The sequence below is a fragment of the Ruegeria sp. H3 genome (assembly GCF_056533095.1).
The window spans coordinates 166,635-186,057 of the sequence record NZ_JBQFOD010000005.1; the positions used below are offsets into that span (position 1 = coordinate 166,635).

General features: G+C 57.1%; 19 protein-coding genes. 9 read left to right on the forward strand and 10 right to left on the reverse strand.

Going from position 1 to position 19,423, the window contains the following annotated elements; genetic code table 11:
• Positions 1-91 precede the first annotated feature (91 nt).
• Positions 92-679 carry a uracil-DNA glycosylase family protein gene (locus ACR0JE_RS08480; protein ID WP_480863871.1) on the forward strand — a complete coding sequence of 196 codons (588 nt, stop codon included), beginning with the start codon at positions 92-94 and terminating at the stop codon, positions 677-679.
• Positions 672-1,460 carry an SseB family protein gene (locus tag ACR0JE_RS08485; RefSeq protein ID WP_480863872.1) on the forward strand — a complete coding sequence of 263 codons (789 nt, stop codon included), beginning with the start codon at positions 672-674 and terminating at the stop codon, positions 1,458-1,460. The genes ACR0JE_RS08480 and ACR0JE_RS08485 overlap by 8 nt, the downstream gene beginning before the upstream one ends.
• Before the next feature lie 54 nt (positions 1,461-1,514).
• On the opposite strand, the gene yghU is transcribed toward ACR0JE_RS08485, so the two are convergent.
• Complete coding sequence (yghU, locus tag ACR0JE_RS08490) at positions 1,515-2,393, reverse strand: glutathione-dependent disulfide-bond oxidoreductase (RefSeq protein ID WP_480863873.1); 879 nt, start codon at positions 2,391-2,393, stop codon at positions 1,515-1,517.
• A 249-nt stretch (positions 2,394-2,642) separates the two neighbouring features.
• Between yghU and ACR0JE_RS08495 the strand changes: the two genes are divergently transcribed.
• The gene (locus ACR0JE_RS08495) at positions 2,643-3,161 is read left to right on the forward strand and encodes a YHS domain-containing (seleno)protein (RefSeq protein ID WP_170536350.1); all 519 of its coding nucleotides are present in this window, start codon (positions 2,643-2,645) and stop codon (positions 3,159-3,161) included.
• Between the two features lie 56 nt (positions 3,162-3,217).
• On the opposite strand, the gene ACR0JE_RS08500 is transcribed toward ACR0JE_RS08495, so the two are convergent.
• Both ACR0JE_RS08500 and metF read right to left on the reverse strand, forming a co-directional pair.
• Positions 3,218-3,883, reverse strand: coding sequence for a J domain-containing protein (locus ACR0JE_RS08500; protein WP_480863874.1), 666 nt, complete (start codon positions 3,881-3,883; stop codon positions 3,218-3,220).
• 235 nt (positions 3,884-4,118) lie between these two features.
• Positions 4,119-4,985: a methylenetetrahydrofolate reductase [NAD(P)H] gene (gene metF, locus ACR0JE_RS08505; RefSeq protein WP_480863875.1), complete on the reverse strand. Its 867-nt coding sequence runs from the start codon at positions 4,983-4,985 to the stop codon at positions 4,119-4,121.
• 94 nt (positions 4,986-5,079) lie between these two features.
• On the opposite strand from metF, the gene ACR0JE_RS08510 reads away from it, so the two are divergent.
• Together ACR0JE_RS08510 and ACR0JE_RS08515 are read left to right on the forward strand one after the other, a co-directional pair.
• Entirely contained in the window at positions 5,080-5,985 is a 906-nt protein-coding gene (locus tag ACR0JE_RS08510) for a LysR family transcriptional regulator (protein ID WP_480863876.1), read from the forward strand.
• A 98-nt stretch (positions 5,986-6,083) separates the two neighbouring features.
• Positions 6,084-6,869, forward strand: coding sequence for an inositol monophosphatase family protein (locus tag ACR0JE_RS08515; protein WP_480863877.1), 786 nt, complete (start codon positions 6,084-6,086; stop codon positions 6,867-6,869).
• Between the two features lie 6 nt (positions 6,870-6,875).
• On the opposite strand, the gene ACR0JE_RS08520 is transcribed toward ACR0JE_RS08515, so the two are convergent.
• The gene (locus ACR0JE_RS08520; RefSeq protein WP_480863878.1) at positions 6,876-7,619 is read right to left on the reverse strand and encodes a rhomboid family intramembrane serine protease; all 744 of its coding nucleotides are present in this window, start codon (positions 7,617-7,619) and stop codon (positions 6,876-6,878) included.
• Between the two features lie 106 nt (positions 7,620-7,725).
• Here ACR0JE_RS08520 and ACR0JE_RS08525 point away from each other — a divergent pair, with 106 nt between their 5' ends.
• Positions 7,726-8,292, forward strand: a complete 567-nt coding sequence (locus ACR0JE_RS08525) for a tetratricopeptide repeat protein (RefSeq protein WP_480863879.1) — start codon at positions 7,726-7,728, stop codon at positions 8,290-8,292.
• A 1-nt stretch (position 8,293) separates the two neighbouring features.
• Here the strand turns inward: ACR0JE_RS08525 and ACR0JE_RS08530 are convergent, their stop codons facing one another.
• Together ACR0JE_RS08530 and gph are read right to left on the reverse strand one after the other, a co-directional pair.
• On the reverse strand, positions 8,294-9,109 hold the full coding sequence (locus tag ACR0JE_RS08530; protein WP_480863880.1) for an IclR family transcriptional regulator: 816 nt from the start codon (positions 9,107-9,109) through the stop codon (positions 8,294-8,296).
• Between the two features lie 299 nt (positions 9,110-9,408).
• Positions 9,409-10,071, reverse strand: a complete 663-nt coding sequence (gph, locus tag ACR0JE_RS08535; RefSeq protein ID WP_480548910.1) for a phosphoglycolate phosphatase — start codon at positions 10,069-10,071, stop codon at positions 9,409-9,411.
• A gap of 221 nt (positions 10,072-10,292) precedes the next feature.
• On the opposite strand from gph, the gene hemP reads away from it, so the two are divergent.
• Both hemP and ACR0JE_RS08545 read left to right on the forward strand, forming a co-directional pair.
• On the forward strand, positions 10,293-10,460 hold the full coding sequence (gene hemP / locus ACR0JE_RS08540) for a hemin uptake protein HemP (RefSeq protein ID WP_170536364.1): 168 nt from the start codon (positions 10,293-10,295) through the stop codon (positions 10,458-10,460).
• The gene (locus tag ACR0JE_RS08545; protein ID WP_480863881.1) at positions 10,457-10,933 is read left to right on the forward strand and encodes a hypothetical protein; all 477 of its coding nucleotides are present in this window, start codon (positions 10,457-10,459) and stop codon (positions 10,931-10,933) included. The genes hemP and ACR0JE_RS08545 overlap by 4 nt, the downstream gene beginning before the upstream one ends.
• A gap of 4 nt (positions 10,934-10,937) precedes the next feature.
• Here the strand turns inward: ACR0JE_RS08545 and ACR0JE_RS08550 are convergent, their stop codons facing one another.
• From ACR0JE_RS08550 to ACR0JE_RS08565, 4 genes are all read right to left on the reverse strand, one after another.
• A complete protein-coding gene (locus ACR0JE_RS08550) occupies positions 10,938-14,003 on the reverse strand; it encodes an aminotransferase class III-fold pyridoxal phosphate-dependent enzyme (protein ID WP_480863882.1) in 3,066 nt (1,021 codons plus the stop codon).
• Positions 14,004-14,108: 105 nt separating this feature from the next.
• Positions 14,109-14,981: an NAD(P)-dependent oxidoreductase gene (locus ACR0JE_RS08555; RefSeq protein WP_480863883.1), complete on the reverse strand. Its 873-nt coding sequence runs from the start codon at positions 14,979-14,981 to the stop codon at positions 14,109-14,111.
• Positions 14,982-15,086: 105 nt separating this feature from the next.
• Entirely contained in the window at positions 15,087-15,476 is a 390-nt protein-coding gene (gene cueR, locus ACR0JE_RS08560; protein WP_480863884.1) for a Cu(I)-responsive transcriptional regulator, read from the reverse strand.
• On the reverse strand, positions 15,473-17,944 hold the full coding sequence (locus tag ACR0JE_RS08565; RefSeq protein WP_480863885.1) for a heavy metal translocating P-type ATPase: 2,472 nt from the start codon (positions 17,942-17,944) through the stop codon (positions 15,473-15,475). The genes cueR and ACR0JE_RS08565 overlap by 4 nt, the downstream gene beginning before the upstream one ends.
• Before the next feature lie 214 nt (positions 17,945-18,158).
• Between ACR0JE_RS08565 and ACR0JE_RS08570 the strand changes: the two genes are divergently transcribed.
• A complete protein-coding gene (locus ACR0JE_RS08570) occupies positions 18,159-19,316 on the forward strand; it encodes an acyl-CoA dehydrogenase family protein (RefSeq protein WP_480863886.1) in 1,158 nt (385 codons plus the stop codon).
• Positions 19,317-19,423: the final 107 nt, after the last annotated feature.

Sequence of the window (19,423 nt, forward strand, 5' to 3'; positions counted from 1 at the left end):
TTTCCTATCGGTCCATGTTGGCTACATTATGTCGAATTATGAAACAAATCATCAATATGCACCAGCGATTGGAAGGGGCAGGTAACATTCCATGGTCAATCTGATCGATGAGATTCAAGCTTGCCGCCTTTGCGCCGATCAATTCGCGCAAACTGAGACGGCCCATTCACCGCGACCGGTCGTTTGGTTTAAGCCGGGCACACCTATCCTGATTGCGGGGCAGGCGCCTGGCGCACGCGTACACGAGTCGGGCCGCCCGTTCACGGATCCCTCAGGGGATCGATTGCGCACTTGGTTGGGCATTGGTAATTCCGTCTTCTACGACCGGGCCAAGCTGTCCATTGTGCCCATGGCCTTTTGTTTTCCCGGATATGACGCCAAGGGCGCGGACTTGCCGCCTCCTGCGATTTGCCGAAAGACATGGCATGACCGCGTGGTTGAGGCGCTTGGTAAGGTTCCGCTAACGGTTCTTGTAGGTGGTCATGCGCATAAGTACCACCTTGGTGCGCGTGGTTCGGTCACAGATACGGTCAAAGACTGGAAGTCTCACGCACCACATGTCTTCCCCTTGCCTCATCCGTCCTGGCGCAATACGGCATGGTTAAAGAAAAACCCGTGGTTCGAAGCCGAGCTGCTGCCAGTTTTGCGGGCCAGAGTGCAAGAGGTACTGGATGACTGAAACAACGGCCTTGGATACGGCCCACGCCGCGATGCACGCCGCCCCGAACGATGACAAAGCTCGGTTGAAGTTCTTCGAGCGTTTAGCAGATAGTGAACTGTTCCTGATGCTGACCGAAGAGGTCCAGGGCGACAACATCTCGCCCGAGGTGTTCGACGTGGCGGACGGGCAGTTTGTGTTGGCGTTTGATCGCGAAGACAGGCTGGCGCAGTTCGCGGACCGCCCGGTGCCTTACGTTGCGTTGTCCGGTCGGGTGCTGTCATCGTTGCTTGCGGGGCAGGGGATCGGCCTGGGTCTGAACCTGGAGGTGGCCCCGTCTTCGATGTTGATCCCGGCCGAGGCGCTGGGCTGGTTGGCGACGACCTTGCAGCACGGCCCGGAAGAAGTGCAGGAAAGGATCGCTGAGTTTCTGCCACCGAAAGGGCTGCCCGACAACCTGCTGATCGCACTGGATACAAAACTCGCAACCGCCGGTGGGCTGGCCCAGTCGGCCTATCTAGTCGCGACTAGGTCAGAACACGGTGCATCAGGACATTTGCTGGGGTTTGTAGGCGCGGTTGAGGGGGCGGAGGCGGCTCTGGCCACGGCCGCATCCGAGGCATTGACCTTTTCAGGTGTCGAGGCGGGTGCGATGGATGTTGGGTTCTTCGCCATGGATGACGTCGCGGCTGGGCTGCTGGCGAAAACAGGCTTACGGTTCGACCTGCCACGGCCGGAAAAACCGGATACTATACGCCCCGCCCCGGGGAGTGACCCCGAAAAGCCGCCGATCCTGAAGTGACGACCTACGCCTTACGCGGCGCCTAAGCGATACCGTGTAAGGACGTGATCTGTTTTATTCGGACGCTGCTTCCAGCTTGTCCTGCGTGCGTGTTTCGAAATCGCTGGCCTCGTGGCGTTCGTGCAATTGTGTGTGCGGCTCGCCGAATGGGCGGTTGACCATTCGGCCCCTTTGAACCGCCGGACGCGCGTCAATCGCTTTGGCCCAACGCATGACGTTTTTGTAGGATTCGACATCCAGAAACTCTGCAGCGTCATAGAGGCGGCCCAGAACAAGTTGCCCATACCAGGGCCAGATGGCCATGTCTGCAATGGTGTAGTCTTCGCCCGCGATATAGGTTTTCTCGGCGAGTTCTCGGTCCAAAACGTCCAACTGGCGCTTGGTTTCCATTGCGAAACGATCGATCGGGTATTCCCATTTTTCAGGTGCATAAGCATAGAAATGGCCAAAACCGCCGCCTAGATACGGTGCACTGCCCATTTGCCAGAAGACCCAATTCATGACCTCGGTTCGCTCTGGGCCAGACTTGGGCAGGAAGGCGTCGAATTTCTCGGCCAGGTGAAACAGGATCGAGGCGCTTTCGAAAACGCGGAGCGGTTGGTCGCCGGAGCGATCCCAAAGCGCAGGGATTTTCGAGTTCGGGTTGGCCCCAACAAAGCCCGAGCTGAACTGATCACCCTCTCCGATATTGATCAACCAGGCATTATATTCGGCACCTTCGTGACCCAGCGCCAACAACTCTTCCAGCATCACGGTAACTTTGACGCCATTTGGCGTGGCCAGCGAATACAGCTGCAAAGGATGGCGGCCAACGGGAAGATCCTTGTCATGGGTCGCGCCCGCGATAGGCCGGTTGATGTTAGCAAATCGCCCGCCGCTTTCGCTGTCCCATGTCCAGACCTTGGGGGGAGTGTATGTGGATTGATCGCTCATCTAGTGCCTTTCTTACCAAATCCGGGCGCCCGCGCGCCCGATCCTCCTACAGCTAATGTTGCAATCTTCCGAGTCCAACCCCGTCTATCAGTGCTTCCTGTAATATTCCCCGGCGAACATCTCACGATTTCTCGTTCTGGGTCACAGCGGCGCGAGCAGGGCTACGACGGGAAACAAATTCGCTTATTGTTAGCGCAGTCCCGCCAACACGGCGCCCTTGGGCACATGATCTAGAAAAGGAATGACCATATGAAACGCTTTGCTTTGACTTTCGCTGCGGCCATGACACTGGCAGTTCCGGCCTTTGCCGGCCCGCAATATGTTGACGGCACCGGATTTGCCGTCTCGGGCTATGACGTGGTTGCCTATCGCAACCTGGATCAGGTTCCTGTTGGCCAAAGTCAGCCCTCGGGCGTTCGTGGAAACGCGGATATCACCGCTGAATATAACGGTGCGACTTGGGCGTTTTCGACCGAAGAGAACCGCGACAAGTTTCTAGAAAACCCAGCCTACTATGCGCCCCAGTACGATGGTCATTGCGCTTATGGTGTCTCAAAAGGTGGCAAGGTTCCGGCGAACCCGAACCTGTGGCGCATCGTTGATGACAAACTGTATCTGAACATCACGGATGTCGTGGTTGGCTTCTGGGAAGAAGATGTGCCGGGCAATATCAATCTGGCCGAAGGCAACTGGCCGGGCATTGAAACCGGTGATGCGTCGACCAGTGTTATCCCCAAATTCACCTCGGAAGGCCCGGTTAGCAACTAACCGACCACTCACGAAACAAGGCCCGGCTTACCCCCATAAGCCGGGCCTTATGCTGATCAGCTGGCGAGCCAATACTCGTTCCGGATCGCCTGATCAGCTTCGAACCGAATACGCACGCTTTTCGCGCCGGGGAATTTGCTTTCGCAGATCGTATCCGGAATGACGACCTCACCAGCGCCCTGGTCGTTTGACTGAAAGCTCAGAACCTCGGTTTCGCTGTTTCTCGACGAGCTTAGAACCGAGGTCGGCAGAGCAATACGATTTGCGCCTTCACACACCGGCGTTGGCACAAAATAAGTTAGATCGCGCCCATAGCATCCAACTGCGTCAGGAACGTGATCCGATTCCGCTAGCGTGGCCGCGTCAGGGTCAGTGGCACTATGCGATTCCGCACTTGGCAAGGCACGGCCCGGGTCCAGCATGGCTACACAATTGGCGATATCTTCGGGTTCCAGCTCGATAATGCGCCGCCGCAGACGTGGTCGCCGCGGTTGGCTGGGCCCGTTATTGGCCCCTTTGGCGGTCAAGCCTTCTTTGCGCAGATAATCATAGGCCGCTTTGGCCCGTGCGAAGTTTGCAGAATCCCCACCCGTGTGATCGGGATGGGCGTGAAAGGCGATACGTCGCCACGCATCCCGGATATCATCCGGAGCGGCATTTGGGTCCAACCCGAGGTCCGCCAATGCGTCGGTGCGTGCCTTAACTCTGTCAACAGTCTCCATACTCAATACACTCTTTACAAACACATGATCCGAGTTTCGGCATCGTCACATTTTTGTCAATTTTTACAGAGTATTGGGGTGGTCAGGGATGACAATGTGCGCATGGTTTGCGGATTGTTTTTGAATTCAATGCTCACCTTGGGCAGAACCACAATGCGGCAACAACTGAGCCTTGTAATATGGAAAGCCCAGACCGCGATGCAGTCCGGGCAGAAATCCAAAAGAAACGGTTTTGTTAGGCGACGTTCTGAAGCTCGGTTTTCGGGGTGATCCCCAATGCAAAGCAGACATCGCGGGTCAGTTCCGGGCGGTTCAGCGTGTAGAAATGCAGCTTGTCCACACCACCTTCGATCAGGTCAGAACACAGCTCTGTACAAATAGCTGTGGCCAACAGGTCCTCGCGGTCGTCGCGCACGGCTTTCTCAAATGCCTGATCGACCCAGTCCGGGATATGGGCTCCGCAACGCTGGGCAAAGCTGCGCGCGCCTTTCCAGTTTTCGATTGGCAGAATGCCCGGCACGATGGGCTTGTCGATCCCGGACTTCACGCAGGCATCGCGGAAGCGGAAAAAGGTTTCTGCTTCGAAAAAGAACTGGGTCAAAGCCTCATCCGCGCCCGCATCCAGCTTTGCTTTTAACCAGTCCACATCTGCCTGCATATCGCGGGCTTCAGGGTGTTTGTCGGGATAGGCACCAACGCGGATGCTGAACATCTCGGTCTCGGCCAGTGCTTCGATCAGTTCGACGGAATGGGCAAAGCCCTCGGAATGAGGGACGAACGTGTTCTGCCCTTTTGGTGGATCACCGCGCAAGGCCACAATGTTCTCGACGCCCGCGCGGGCGAACCTGTCTGCGATCTCCAGCGTTTCCTGACGCGACGCATCAACGCAAGTCAGATGCGCCGCAACCGGCAAGCCAGACGACTTGTGTAACGTCGCAACCGCATCCCGTGTTAGCTCTCGTGTGGTGCCACCGGCGCCATAAGTAACCGAGACAAAGCGGGGCTCTAAAGGGGCCAGAGTCTGCACCGTGTCCCATAGGCGGAATGACGCCTCAAGTGTTTTTGGCGGAAAGAACTCAAATGAAATTTCAGGTCTGGTCATCACGGCCTCGCAGGATCAATTGAGCCTCTTGTGCCATGTGAAGCGATGTGAGACAAACTCATATTCTTCAAGAACAACATGAGTTGCGCGACATATGCATATCGAGTTCCGGCACCTGCGGACCATCAAAGCCATCCATGAATGCGGTGGCCTGGCACGCGCGGCCGACCAGCTGAACATCACACAATCCGCACTGAGCCATCAGATCAAAGGGTTGGAGGATCAGGCCGGGGTCGAGCTGTTCCTGCGCCGGTCTAAGCCGATGAAACTGTCTGCTGCCGGTCTGCGCCTGTTGCGGTTGGCCGAACAGATCCTGCCGCAGGTCGAAGCCGCGCAGCAAGAATTCACGTCGCTGCGCGACGGGCGCACGGGCCGCATGCATATCGCAATCGAATGCCACGCCTGTTTCGAATGGCTGTTTCCGGTGCTGGAATCGTTTCGGAAATCCTGGGGCGATGTGGATGTCGACATTCGCCCCGGTCTGGCCTTTGATGCCTTGCCCGCGTTGCAGAAGGAAGAGGTTGATCTGGTCGTCTCTTCCGACCCCGAAGATCTGCCGGGTGTCGAATTTGTCGAACTCTTTGATTACAATGCTGTATTTGTCGCCGCCTCGTCGCATCCGCTGGCCGAGAAGGACTATATCGAGGCTGAGGATTTTCGGGGTCAGACACTGATTACTTATCCGGTTGAGCGCACACGCCTGGATGTTTTCAGCCAATTGTTGATCCCGGCGCGGGTTGAACCGGCGGCTATTCGGCAGGTTGAACTGACCGCTGTAATCCTGCTGCTGGTTGCCTCGAACCGGGGTATTTCCGTCTTGCCCGATTGGGTCGTGCGCGAAGTCAAATACAACTCGGACTACGTTACCCGACCATTGACGAAAGAGGGAATTACCCGCCGTCTATATGCCGCTGTCCGCTCGGAAGACCTGGAAAAACCCTTCGTGCAGCAATTGGTCAAACTGGCGCGCGACGAGGCGCGGAAGTTGCAGGCGCAGTAGCAGCATTTTCGGCGGGGCTGCTATGCGCATCATTCCTCTTGGCAAGGGCGCATTGCATCAGTATACGCGCGGTTTGACCGGACAGGAGCCTTTTCACAATGGTTGGCAGTGCAAATCTCAACATCATGATCAAAGCCGCGCGCAAGGCGGGGCGATCTCTGGTCAAAGATTTCCGTGAAGTCGAGAACCTGCAGGTGTCGATGAAGGGCGCGGGCGATTTTGTGTCCAAGGCCGATATCGCCGCCGAAGCCATCCTGAAAGAAGAACTGCTGGGCGCGCGTCCAACCTATGGCTGGCTGGCTGAAGAGGGCGGTTCGATTGACGGCGAGGACCCGACCCGCCGCTGGATCGTCGATCCGCTCGACGGCACCACCAACTTCCTGCACGGTTTGCCGCATTGGGCGGTGTCCATCGCACTGGAACACAAAGGTAAGATCGTTGCCGGTGTAATCTATGATGCGGCCAAGGACGAGATGTTCTTTGCTGAAAAGGGCGAGGGCGCCTGGATGAACGACATGCGGATTCGCGTCTCCGGTCGTCATCGCATGCTTGAGTCGATCTTCTCTACTGGCCTGCCCTTCGGTGGCCGCTCCGATCTGCCGGCGACCCTGCAAGACCTTGCGCGCCTGATGCCCGCTTGTGCCGGTGTGCGCCGTTGGGGCGCTGCTGCGCTCGATATGGCCTATGTGGCCGCCGGTCGCTACGAAGGCTTCTGGGAACGTCGCCTGAACGCATGGGATCTGGCTGCGGGTATCATCATCGTGAAAGAGGCCGGTGGCTTTGTGCAGCCCCTCAACCCCGAAGGCAGCGTTCTGGACGATGGCGAAGTGATCTGCGCCAACGAGCCGATCTTTGACAGCTTTGCCAAGGTGATCCGGGGCTAAACGCCTTTACCTGCGGGGCACGCGCGGGATGCGGGATTGCGACAGCTTGTACTTTGCCTCCGGATGAGGCGGATGGCCTTGGGTGCGATCCCAATATGCCGCGCCACCGCGTTTGAGCCATAGTGGAATGCACAGGATCAACCCGACGACAAACCCCCCGGTATGGGCCCAATAAGCAACACCGCCTTCGTCGGGGTTGCTGTTCAAGCTGCCCACAAACTGCATTCCCAGCCAGACACCCAGCATGACAAAGGCCGGGATCGAAAACACACGGAAATACACGATCAGGATCAGCAGGATGTCGACGCGGGCCTTTGGGAACAACAGAAGATAACCACCCATTACCCCGGCAATTGCGCCAGACGCGCCGATCGTTGGCACCACCGAGTCTGGCGCGGTGATGACATGGATCAACCCGGCGCCGACTCCGGCCACAAGGTAGAACAGGAGAAAGGGCAGATGACCCATCTCATCTTCCAGATTGTCGCCGAAAATCCATAAAAACAGCATGTTGCCTGCCAGGTGCATCCAACCGCCATGCAGGAACATGGAGGTCACGAAGGTTTCGAACGCATAGCCATCCGTGATCCGCGCGGGAATGATCGCGTAGTCGTAGTACAACCGGTTGATCAGCGGCGCGTCATTCATGATCCCCACATAGCTGACAAAGATCAGGATATTGGCGGCCATGAGTGCGTAGACGACATAGGGTGTACGCCCCGAGGGGTTATGATCGCGGATCGGAAACATGGCGCGACGCTGGGCTTTTCCAGGCGCGGCGTCAAGAACAGCTTATGCCGCACCGGGTCATTTCCCTGCAACTTGACAGAACGCGGAACAGGGTCATCCTTGCGGTATGACACATATGCTTCACGGTCTGATCATTAGCGTTGCTCTGACCACATCCGCAGCCGCGCAAACCTGCCCGGATGCTCCGGACCATACGCAGGGAGTGAGCGATCTGATTTCACAGCTTCAACAAGCCGAGTCTGAGGTTGTGGCGCGCACGTATTCCAACCAGATGTGGGAGCTTTGGACAGATGCGCCTGACGCAAAGTCACAAACCCTGCTAGATCGTGGCATGGCACGGCGCGAAGCATGGGATCTGGTCGGAGCTTTGGAGGAGCTTAATCAGCTGGTAGAGTATTGCCCGGAATTTGCCGAAGGCTATAACCAGCGGGCTTTTGTGAACTACCTCAAGCAGGATTTCGGATCGGCCTTGCAAGACCTTGATGTGGCCATTGAATTGTCGCCGAACCATGTTGCCGCAATCAGTGGGCGGGCGTTGTCTTTGATGGGTTTGAAACGGCTGGACGAGGCCAGGGCCACACTGAAACAAGCGCTGGAGCTTAATCCATGGTTGTCAGAACGCGCCTTGTTGCAGCCCGGTGGCTTGCTGGACCCTCCGGGACAGGACATCTGAACTATCGAGGGCGCCCGCCGACCGCCAAGGTGATATCGCGCGCGGCTTCGGCAACCAGCCTGCCAAGGTTCTCAACCGTATCACGGTTAAAGCGGGCGGTCGGGCCAGACACAGAAATTCCGGCGCATGGACTGTTCTGTTCGTTGAAGATCACCGCGCCGATGCAGGACATCCCTAAATAGCGTTCTTCTATGTCATAGGACCACCCACGCTCCCGTGTGGTTTCAAGATCAACCATCAGCGCCTTGGGATCACTTAGCGTACGGTCGGTAAATGCCTCGGGTTCACTCGCGGTTAATATCCTTGAAACGGCCTCAGGCTCCATCGCTGACAGGATGGCCTTACCGATGCCCGAGGCATACATCGGCGACCGTGCACCGGGCGGAAAGAACGCGCGGATCGGATTTTTGGTTTCGATCTGGCCTACAAATACAACGTCACTCGCATCGGGAACTGCCAGATTCGCCGTTTCTCCGGTATCGTTCATCAGCCTGTGCATGATGGGCTGTGACAACTCGATCACGCTGTTGCGCTTAAGGAACGAGGCACCGGCGCGATAGGCTTCGATCCCGATCATCCATTCCTGTCGCATATCGTCGAACCGGACAAAGCTGTGCTTGGCGAGCGTGGTCAGGATGCGGTGAGTGGTTGCGGTGGGTATTCCCGTTTCGCGGCTGAGATCGCTGAGCGTGCTGCGTTCAAGCCGTGCAAGGGTGCTGAGCGCTTCCAGAGCGCGATCGAGAGATTGCAGCGTCCCAGCGGAACTTTCCTTGAACAACGATTTGGGCCTGCCGCGCGGTCGTTTCTGAATGTCCAAATTCGGGTCCTCCTGCGTCTTGCGAGAACGGTACGTGGAATTCAGGATTTTTCATATGGCGAAAAATATTTTTAGTAGCTCCGTTGATGTGCGATCAAATGAAACTTAGGCCCTGACACGGCGCCCCAATCCAACATTTTTTAAGTTTTTTGTTTCCCTACGGGAAACCCCCAATATCGCGTCAGTTTGGGATGCTGTATCAGGGTGAAGTCTATCAGGTCCTTCGCGACCAAATAGTTTTTCCCCGATGAGGGGCTGGCCTATACCCCCTTCTGGCCGGCCCCTCACTTAGTTTGGGGTCAACTCATCTTAAGCAGTTGGGCGACCCGCGATGGCAACTCTTCTGCGTGATCATAGGCCGCTGTGTGTGGGATGTTGACAACGGGTGTTTTTCGATAGCCCTGCGTGAACAATAGAAATGGAACGTCAGCACGGACCGCTGTTTCCGCATCAACCTCGCTGTCGCCGACAAAAAGGCGCGGCCCTGCGCTGTCTAAGGCGTCGAAGCTGGCCAGCAGATGCCGAGGATCCGGTTTGCGCATAGCCATGCTGTCTCCACCCAGAACCACATCGAAGAATCGCGACAGACCCAGCGCATGGAGAATGTGGCGTGCAGGGGCTTCGGGTTTGTTCGTACACACTCCGAAGGTATAGCCCTTGGCTAGCAACTTTTCCAACGCACCAGGGATGCCCGGATAAGGAACTGTCATGCTGCTGGCGGCGTCGTCGTAATGGGCGCGCATGCGTTTGGTCAATTCGGTGTGTCGTTCCGCAGGAAGTCCCACATGCCGGATCATTCGTTCTACCAGTTTAGGCAACCCATTTCCTACGAAAGAGGCAATGATCTCTTTCGGTAGCGGCGGCAATTCGATGTCTTCCAGCGTTCGGTTGGCCGCTGCTGCGATATCACCAAGGCTGTCGACAAGCGTTCCATCAAGGTCGAAAATGATTGCCGCTGCCATAGGTCACATTCCTTCCTTGCCATTTGATTTACTGTCTAGCGCGCCAGAACTTAGGCGGTAAACCGTCAATCTTTGGGAACGATGTATTGGGCGCTTGACATACCTTACTAAATTAATCAGATTAAGGGTTAAGACAATGAGCCAACCCGGTTTCGGGTCAGCCAGAACTTGAGAAACGCGAACAGATCAGGCGTTTGCCTTGACCCTTCTGGAGTTGACCGATGAATGTGCAGAACCCGAATCCCAGCCAATCTTATTCAATGTCCATCTTGCCATCCTACAAAGCCGATGATCTGACCAAAGGCGGCAATCTTGCGCATATCGAGCTGGGGGATCAACTGTATACGCTGCGGATCACCCGCGCAGGTAAGCTGATCCTCACGAAATGAGCAGCGCATCAGCCCGTGGCGGTGCAGCCGTTGGCAGGCTGTCCGACCTGAGCCCAATAGAAGCAGGCGCAGTGATGTATTTGCGGTTGTGGGGTGATGGCCCTGCAGGCCGTGCAGACGCCGCAAGCGACTTTGATATCGCGCTGGGCGCGGATCACGGACAGGCCGCGATGCTGACGCTGGATCGGTTATGCTCGCTTTGCGCAACTCACGGTCGCCGCCAGTTGGTACGGCATGGCCTGGGATGCGCGTGCCTTGGTGCTGATGAGAACTGTTTCGCGCAGATGATCGGGGCGGCGGCTGATGGTGCACGCGAGGATGCCATGATGATGGCGTCTTTGATCGTGCGTCCGGATTTTGCCCCGGCCTTGGCGTCATTGTCCGAGGATTTGGGGTTTGCCCTGCGCCGGATGACGAAATCTGTACCGCCGCCAAGCACCGGTCATCAGACACCGTCAACTGTTTTGCACTAGTCCCCTAACAACACCCGCATCCGGCGTGATGGTGATCATGATCGCACGCCGGTGCAGGAGTATAATCTCCAACCTCTGACAAGACATCCCGCAGAGCCCATAGGATCATATCCACATCTTCGGCCTCGATTGTCAGAGGGGGGCGAATTTTCAGGATGTTGTCCTTGGGCCCCTCACTGCCGATCAGGATGCGGTGATGGCGCATTCGATTTTTGACATATTGGCAGATCTCTGTGCTTTCCGAGCCATCAGGGTTGATCAGCTCAACCCCCAGGAACAGCCCCATACCACGTACATCCCCGACGCATGTGAAATCAGATTCGATCTGTTTCAGCCCTTCGATCAACCGTGCGCCCATATCCCGTGCGTTGCCCTGAAGGCCTTCGTCATCGACGATATCCAACACCTCTTTGCCGATCCGGCAGGAAAGGGTTGAGCCGCCGAAGGTCGAAAAGAACTCGATCCCGTTATCGAAGCTTCGGGCGATTTCCTTGGTGGTGACCACAATGCCAAGGGGGTGGCCGTTGCCAATGGGTTTGCCTAACACGACGATATCGGGCAAAGCCCCCTGATGTTCGAAGCCGAAGTAGTATTCCCCCAAACGGCCAAGTCCCGTTTGTACTTCGTCAGCGATACAAACTCCCCCGGCTGCCCGGATTTTCTCGTAAACCGCAGGCAGATATCCTTTCGGAGGGACGATTTGCCCCCCAACCGATGGAAAGGTTTCAGCGATAAAGCCGGCTATCCCATGGCCTCTGTCACACAGTGCTGCAATGGCAGGGTCCACAAGCGCGGCGAATTTAGCGGCGCGGTGGGAGTCGTCGCGTTTGAAAGATCCGCGAAAGTCGTCAGCCACCTCAACCAGTTCGACCCAATCGGCCTGCCCAACACCGCCGGGTTTGTTGAACTTATAGGCTGAAATTGCAACGGCAGTGTTGGTGTTGCCGTGATACCCATGATCCGGTGTTACGATCCCTTTGGCGCCGGTATGGGCACGGGCCAGTCGCAGGGCAAGCTCATTGGCTTCGGTGCCGGAATTGACGAAGAAACAGACCTGCAAATGATCGGGCAATTTGGGCAATATCTTATCTGCAAACGCCGTTTGTGCCGGGTGCAGATAGCGCGTGTTTGAATTCATCCGCTTCAGCTGATCCGCAGCAACGGCCTGTATCCGGGGATGCGCATGCCCCACATGCGGGACGTTGTTATAAGCGTCCAGATAGGGGCGGCCCCTTTCATCGAACAAATGATGTTTCCAGCCCCGTACCAGCATGACAGGGTCATCGTAAGTCAGGCTGAGGTTGCCGCCGAAATGATCATGTCGACCCTTCAAAACAGTGGTTTTGTCGGTAGGCTGATAGAAAACCTTTTCGTCTGGCAGGTTCAGCAGCGCGGCAGGATTTGGGCAGAGCTTGTGCCATAGGAACATTTCGTCGGGATCACCAACGCCGGGCCAGTCGCTCTCCATCCCATCCGTGGTCAGTGCCAGCTGGAAATGGACATGCGGGGCCCATCCGCCATTCTGGCTGGCATCCCCAAGCTGGGCAAAAGCCGCCCCTTGCGCCACCGGGTCGCCGGGTTGCAGCCGCTCACAAACCTCAGGGTCCAGATGACCGTAGAGCGTATAAAACGGGTCACCCTCGGGCGTTTCATGACGCAGGATTACAACGCCACCATAGTCCAGATGTGCGTCCCGGTTCTCTGCGACCTCAACCCGCCCGCTCAGTGGTGCATGCAAGGCGGTACCGGCCGGGGCGAACACATCCACGGCCAGATGTATGGTCCGCCGGTCCGATGCTTTCCAAGGGCCTTTGCGAAACCCTAGTTCTGCATAGATCAGACGCGGTTCGTTGTAGTAGCCCAGCCAGAGCCCTTCCCCAAACTCCTCTCCCACGCGTGCGGCTTCTTCCAGCGGCATGTGGAACGGGTTCTGCGGCCAGACCGAGTTTTCAACAGATAGGGACCCCATAGGGGCATTGCTCAGGTCTTCCCCGAACATCGGTGCGAACCCACCGCGATTGTCGGCGAGGAAGGCGCGAACACGATCAGCTCCATCAGTCACGGGCAGGCCGCAGGCTGCGCGTAGGCGCGCAGACATCAGGCCGCCGTTGACAGATACGTTCTCCAGGAACCGCCATGCGGGCGCCTGCGAAATCGTGACATAGGGATCGTCTGGGTTATCCACAGCCACTAGGGTCGAGTTCACAACCGACACCGCCAAGCGCATGCGCAGCAGCGGCCAGACCAGATCGATCTCCTGCGCGCTCAGTCGGTTTGCCGCGTGATAGCCGCGCACCAAGGCGGTCAGCGCGCGTTCGGGTTTGGGATGATCCAGAACGACATAGGCGCCCGCGATCGCGAGATCGCAAATCCGAGGGGCAGCGCACATGTCGCCCAGATCAATCATGCCCGAAACCGTATGACGTTGCCTAAAATCGCCATCGACCAAAATATTGTAGTCATTTGCGTCATTGTGAATGGCCTGCTTTGGCAAGCGGATAAGCTGATCAGAAAGCGCCCTGAATCCCTGTGTTATCTCGGCGAGCAACCTACGCCGATCCGGGTCTGAAACAGCATCCAAATGCGCTTCAATCCAACCCGCTTGCATGAGGTCCCATTTGAAATTTGGCCGCTCCAAGGCGGCATGGGTGAAACCCTCCAGCGCACGATCTGTCGCGCCCAGAACGCGTCCCAGTTTAAGGATCAGCTCCTCACTTTTGGGCGCGGTCTTGGCGTAGCATTGACCGGGCAAGCGCTCCAGCAACCAAACAAGCCGGGGGGTGCCTGCTTCGTCCTGAACTTCGGGCAAAAGGTCCCCATTCAGATCGGCAAAAACCTTTGGAAAGGGCAGCCCTGGCGCAGCGGTGGCGATATGCGCCAATGCCTTGATTTGCAGATCCACAAGGCCGGTTTCACATCCTGCACGCATGACCTTGAGCACATAATCCTGCCCGTTTTTGGCCTCGACCAGAAAGTTCAGATCATACTCGCCATCCAAGCGCGTCAAACGCGCCTCAAGCCCCCATTGCGCGCGCAACGCTGTTTTCCAGAAAGCAGCTGTATCGCTCATACCTTATCCTTCTGACCGAAGGATCCATCCTTCATCTGGCCAAAAATATCTTCGGGGGGAGGCGCGCCAACAGGCGCGGCGGGGGGCAGACAGCCCCCTTCAACCTCAATCCAAGGCGCGCAAACGTTTGAAAAGAGAAGACGTATCCCATCGCCCACCGCCCAGCTTTTGCACATCCTTATAGAACTGATCAACCAAAGCAGTAACAGGCAACGACGCCCCGGTCTCATTGGCGGTATTCAGGCAGATTCCCAGATCTTTACGCATCCAATCCACGGCGAACCCGTGATCAAAATGATCGTCCAGCATGGTTTCATAACGGTTGGCCATCTGCCAGCTGCCCGCCGCGCCCTGGCTGATCACCTCGACCACCGAACGGCCGTCCAGCCCGGCCTTTTCGGCAAAATGCAACGCTTCGCTGAGGCCCTGAACCAGACCGGCGATGGCGATTTGATTGCACATCTTGGTCATCTGTCCAGCGCCACTGTCACCTATCCGACGGCAGATTTTCGAATAGACCTGCATGATGGGCTCGGCAGCCTCGTAGGCGGCCTGATCCCCGCCACACATAATGGACAGAACGCCATTCTCGGCACCGGCCTGACCGCCCGAAATTGGGGCATCTACAAAAGCGATACCTTTGCTTTGGCCTGCCGCATACAACTCGCTGGTCACTTTGGCGGAAACTGTGGTGTGATCGACAAAGGTCGTGCCTGAGGCCATACCGTGAAAGGCGCCATCATTGCCTGTGCAGACCATGCGCAGGTCATCATCATTGCCGACACAGGCCATGACAAACTCGGCCCCCTGCGTGGCAGCTTGCGGAGTGGTCGCCATTGACCCACCATGTTGGTCCACCCAGGTTTGGGCCTTTGTAGCGGTGCGATTGTAGACGGTTACGTCATGACCGGCAGCCTGCAAATGCCCCGCCATGGGGTATCCCATGACGCCCAGGCCTAGAAAAGCGACTTTTGCCATTTTGAAAAACCTCTCTGATATCGGGCCTGGAGGCCGGCGACGTTCCGCAGGCAAGACCGGTTGGGCAGAGACAAAGCAAAGCTGCGCCCAAAGGGCAACCCCGCGTCAGGACCTACCGCCAAGATCCTGTAAAATCGGACAATCAGGTCGATCATCCCCGGCACATGCATCGATCAGATGGCCAAGCGTATCCCGCATCGCTTTCAGATCCGCGATTTTTGCATCGATCTGCGCCAGATGATCTCGGGCTACGTGTTTCACATCTGCGCTCGCGCGGGTTTCGTCCTCATACAAGGCAAGCAGGGTCCGGCAATCCTCAATCGTGAAACCCAATGCGCGGGCGCGTCCGAGGAAATTCAGCTTATGCAAATCCTGCGCGCGAAAAACACGATAGCCATTGTCGTCGCGCAGCGGTTTGATCAGATCGATCTCTTCGTAATAACGGATGGTCTTCGCCGGCAGACCTGTGCGGGTGGCGACATCTCCAATATTCATGCGGTTGCCTCTTTCGATGTGTGGGTCCTGACATGGGGTAGATCAGCCCTGACCCGGCGCAGGCGCAAGGCGTTGGAAACGACAAATACGCTCGACAGAGCCATGGCCCCGGCGGCCAATGCCGGTGACAGTAGAGGCCCCCCAAAGGGGTAGAGGACACCCGCAGCGACAGGGATCAGCAGAATGTTATACCCGAAGGCCCAGCCCAGATTCTGGCGTATATTGCGCAATGTCTGGCGGCTGATTTCGACCGCGTTCGCAACTCCGCGCAGATCGCCAGACATCAGGACCACATCAGCGGTTTCGATTGCCACATCCGTACCGGTTCCAATCGCCAGGCCGATGTCCGCGGCTGCGAGGGCGGGGGCATCGTTGATACCATCGCCGACAAAAGCCACCGTGCCAAACTTATCGCGCAACTCTTCAATTGCGTCTCGTTTTCCGTCGGGCAGAACCTCCGCCGTGACGTGATCGATGCTCAAACGATCCGCCAGCGCTTGAGCCGTACGCGCGTTATCCCCAGTCACCATGGCCAAAACTGCGCCTGTTTCGCGCAACCGTGCCAGTGCCTCTGGTGTGCCGGGTTTGACCGGATCCGAGACATAGACTGCCGCCGCCAACTGTCCTTCGATTGCCACGAACAAGGGTGTCGCGCCTCCGGCAGCGCGGACGTCGGCTTCGGATTTCAGTTCACTGATCGAAACTCCCAACTGTTCCATGAGCGACTGCGAGCCAACTGAAACAGATTGACCTTCGACCCGCCCTTGCAGGCCAAGGCCGGTGAGCGACTGAACCTCTGAGGCCTCAGGCAAATTGGCGGGGCCGGCGCGGGTGATTGCTGTTGCAATAGGGTGTTCAGACCGCGCCTCCAAAGCAGCAGCAATCCGCAGAACATCAGCCGAGGCAAATCCATTGACGGGGGTCACGCTGTCCAATTCGGGACGTCCAAGGGTCAGCGTCCCGGTTTTGTCCAAAGCAATCACCTTTGCCTGCTGCAACTGCTGCAAGGCGTCGCCTTTGCGGAACAGCACGCCCAGTTCAGCCGCGCGGCCCGTTCCCACCATGATCGAGGTGGGCGTGGCCAGACCCATGGCGCAGGGGCAGGCGATGATTAGAACTGAAACCCCCGCGACTAGAGCGTGCGATAAGGAAGGTGCCGGGCCGAACAACAGCCATGTAGTCACCGTCAGTAGCGCAACGACCATAACTGCAGGAACAAACCGATAGGTGATTTGGTCGACCAAACCCTGAATTGGCAGTTTGGCTCCCTGCGCCTGTTCTACCATTCGAATGACCTGCGCCAATACGGTGTCAGCCCCCACATGTGTGGACTCAATCCTCAATGCTCCGGTTCCGTTGACGGTTCCTCCAACGACCCGATCACCGGCAGTTTTGCCTACAGGGGTGGGCTCGCCCGTGATCATGCTTTCGTCGACATAGGTGCTGCCTTCCAGTATCTGCCCGTCGACCGGAATGCGCTCTCCGGGACGGATATGCAGGATATCACCGGCGGCTATCTCAGCAATTGGGAGGTCTTGGGTCTCGCCCTCGACCTCGACCCGAGCGGTTTTGGGCTGCAACCCGACCAGCCTGCGAATTGCCGCGCCAGTTTTGCCTTTTGCCCGCGCCTCGAGCCAGCGACCCAGAAGGATCAAAACCACGATCACGGCGGCGGACTCGAAATAGATATTGGCTGATCCTTGAGGCAACAAATCAGGCGCAAAAACGGCTGTGACCGAATACAAATAGGCGGCACCCGTTCCTAACGCGACCAAGGCATTCATGTCTGGCGCGCCGCGCAGCAGCGCTGGAATACCCTTTTGATAGAATATGCGCCCCGGTCCGATCAGCAGGGCAGAGGTTAGTGCAAACTGAATTAGCTGGCTGGTCTGTACCCCGATGGTTCCGTGAACCCAATGATGAAAGGCGGGGACCAAGTGACCACCCATCTCAAGGATAAACACCGGTAGGGCTAGGACTGCCGCAAGAAGCGTCGCACCGCGCAGGTCGGTCGCCTCATTGGTGTTCGAACTGATATTCGCCTCTGACGGCGTGTTCGCCTGTGCGGGATAGCCTATATCGGTAACGATCCCTGCAAGAATGGCGGGCGTAGTGCTTCCCTCGGCATAGGTTACATGCGCTGTCTGGTTGGCCAGATTGACATCGGCGCGGACAACGCCCGACGCTTTGGCCAGCGACCGTTCGATTTTAGAAACACATGACGCGCAATTCATGCCGTCAATTTTAAGAACGCTGTCTGCGAGGACCGCAGGATACCCGGCCTGTTCCAATGCGTCACTCAATACAGACATAGCTGTGTTGCCGGTCAACTGCGCCGACTGTGTTGCGAAATTGACCGTCGCGGCTTCGACACCCTCGGTGCCAGACAACACCGCTTCGACCCGCGCAACGCAGGAGGCGCAGTTCATTCCAGATATTTTGATCTTTAACTGTTGAGCGTCCGCCATCCGACTCATTCTAATCCTACGCTAATGCCTAGATGGGGGTTCCAGTGACAGGAAGGTCAAGAGGCGCGTGGTATTTCTTTGTAAACACGACGCGTTCCCGCTTGGTTTCTGCAAGAACGCAACGTTGAAACCGCCAGAAACGCCGCGTCACATGGATTGGCGGGACGCACGCAGACCTGTAGCCTTTGGATAACCACTTATCGGAGAGCTTAAGATGTCGCTTTTTTCCTCATCCGCCGCATGGGTCACTGACGAACACCGCATGTTTGCCGATATGGCAGGCCGTTTCATGGACGATGAACTTGTTCCCAATATCGAAACCTGGGTCGACAATGGCGTGGTAGATCGCGCGTTCTGGCACAAAGCAGGGCAAGCGGGCCTGATGGCTGGTGCAATCCCCGAGGAATATGGTGGCGTTGGCGGTGGTATGGGGTTTGATGCCGTTACCATCTATGAACAAACCGCAAGGGGTGATGCGGGTTGGGGCTATGGCATCCAATCCATTGTGACGCATTACATCACGGCCTATGGCAGCGAAGACCAGAAACAGAAGTGGCTGCCTAAACTGGCTTCGGGTGAGATGGTTGGGGCTTTGGCTATGACAGAACCCAGCACCGGATCTGATGTTCAGGCCGTGCGGACGTTGGCAGAGAAGGACGGCAATTCCTACAAGCTCAATGGCTCAAAAATCTTTATCACCAATGGTCAGTCGGCGGATCTGGTGATCGTTGCGGCGAAGACGGATAAATCTCTGGGCGCCAAAGGTGTTTCTCTGATCGCGGTTGAGACCGAAGGGGCCGAAGGGTTCCGCCGCGGTCGGAACCTCAAGAAACTTGGCATGAAGGGCAACGATACCGCCGAGCTGTTCTTTGAAGACGTCAAGGTTCCAATGACCAATCTGCTGGGTGCGGAAGAAGGTCAGGGGTTCTATCAGCTTATGAAGCAGTTGCCGTGGGAGCGGCTGACGATTGGTTTGATGGCCTTGGGTGCGATCGACTTCGCCATCGCCGAAACGGTGAAATATGTGCAAGAGCGCAAAGCCTTTGGGCAGCGTGTTATGGATTTCCAGAACACGCGTTTCAAGCTGGCAGAGTGTAAGACCAAGGCCGAAGTGCTGCGCAGTTTTGTAAACGATTGTGTTGCCAAGCTGGAAGCTGGTGAATTAGACGCTGCCACCGCTTCGATGGTCAAATATTGGGGCTCTGAAGTACAGAACGAGATCATGCACGAATGCCTGCAGTTGTTTGGCGGCTATGGCTTCATGATGGAGTACCCGATTGCGCGTCTCTATGCCGATGCGCGTGTGCAAATGATCTATGGCGGCACCAATGAGGTCATGAAGGAGCTCATTGCACGGTCTTTGGATGTGTAGGGAAGGCTCCCGCCCATCTTCGCCGTTTCTGGCGAAACGACTGTGATGGTTGGGCCGGGCCGGCGCGGGCAGTGCCCGCGCTGGCCCGGCCCTTGCCGTCCGCAGGA

What these genes read in the sequence shown, in the direction of transcription:
- ACR0JE_RS08550 (WP_480863882.1), bottom strand. Translation starts at nt 14,003, where the DNA reads ATGAGCGATACAGCTGCTTTCTGGAAAACAGCGTTGCGCGCGCAATGG.
- gph (WP_480548910.1), bottom strand. Translation starts at nt 10,071, where the DNA reads ATGGCAGCGGCAATCATTTTCGACCTTGATGGAACGCTTGTCGACAGC.
- metF (WP_480863875.1), bottom strand. Translation starts at nt 4,985, where the DNA reads ATGACCAGACCTGAAATTTCATTTGAGTTCTTTCCGCCAAAAACACTT.
- cueR (WP_480863884.1), bottom strand. Translation starts at nt 15,476, where the DNA reads ATGAATATTGGAGATGTCGCCACCCGCACAGGTCTGCCGGCGAAGACC.
- ACR0JE_RS08525 (WP_480863879.1), top strand. Translation starts at nt 7,726, where the DNA reads ATGACACATATGCTTCACGGTCTGATCATTAGCGTTGCTCTGACCACA.
- ACR0JE_RS08545 (WP_480863881.1), top strand. Translation starts at nt 10,457, where the DNA reads ATGAGCAGCGCATCAGCCCGTGGCGGTGCAGCCGTTGGCAGGCTGTCC.
- yghU (WP_480863873.1), bottom strand. Translation starts at nt 2,393, where the DNA reads ATGAGCGATCAATCCACATACACTCCCCCCAAGGTCTGGACATGGGAC.
- ACR0JE_RS08510 (WP_480863876.1), top strand. Translation starts at nt 5,080, where the DNA reads ATGCATATCGAGTTCCGGCACCTGCGGACCATCAAAGCCATCCATGAA.
- ACR0JE_RS08520 (WP_480863878.1), bottom strand. Translation starts at nt 7,619, where the DNA reads ATGTTTCCGATCCGCGATCATAACCCCTCGGGGCGTACACCCTATGTC.
- ACR0JE_RS08565 (WP_480863885.1), bottom strand. Translation starts at nt 17,944, where the DNA reads ATGGCGGACGCTCAACAGTTAAAGATCAAAATATCTGGAATGAACTGC.
- ACR0JE_RS08495 (WP_170536350.1), top strand. Translation starts at nt 2,643, where the DNA reads ATGAAACGCTTTGCTTTGACTTTCGCTGCGGCCATGACACTGGCAGTT.
- ACR0JE_RS08515 (WP_480863877.1), top strand. Translation starts at nt 6,084, where the DNA reads ATGGTTGGCAGTGCAAATCTCAACATCATGATCAAAGCCGCGCGCAAG.
- ACR0JE_RS08485 (WP_480863872.1), top strand. Translation starts at nt 672, where the DNA reads ATGACTGAAACAACGGCCTTGGATACGGCCCACGCCGCGATGCACGCC.
- ACR0JE_RS08555 (WP_480863883.1), bottom strand. Translation starts at nt 14,981, where the DNA reads ATGGCAAAAGTCGCTTTTCTAGGCCTGGGCGTCATGGGATACCCCATG.
- ACR0JE_RS08480 (WP_480863871.1), top strand. Translation starts at nt 92, where the DNA reads ATGGTCAATCTGATCGATGAGATTCAAGCTTGCCGCCTTTGCGCCGAT.
- ACR0JE_RS08500 (WP_480863874.1), bottom strand. Translation starts at nt 3,883, where the DNA reads ATGGAGACTGTTGACAGAGTTAAGGCACGCACCGACGCATTGGCGGAC.
- ACR0JE_RS08570 (WP_480863886.1), top strand. Translation starts at nt 18,159, where the DNA reads ATGTCGCTTTTTTCCTCATCCGCCGCATGGGTCACTGACGAACACCGC.
- hemP (WP_170536364.1), top strand. Translation starts at nt 10,293, where the DNA reads ATGAATGTGCAGAACCCGAATCCCAGCCAATCTTATTCAATGTCCATC.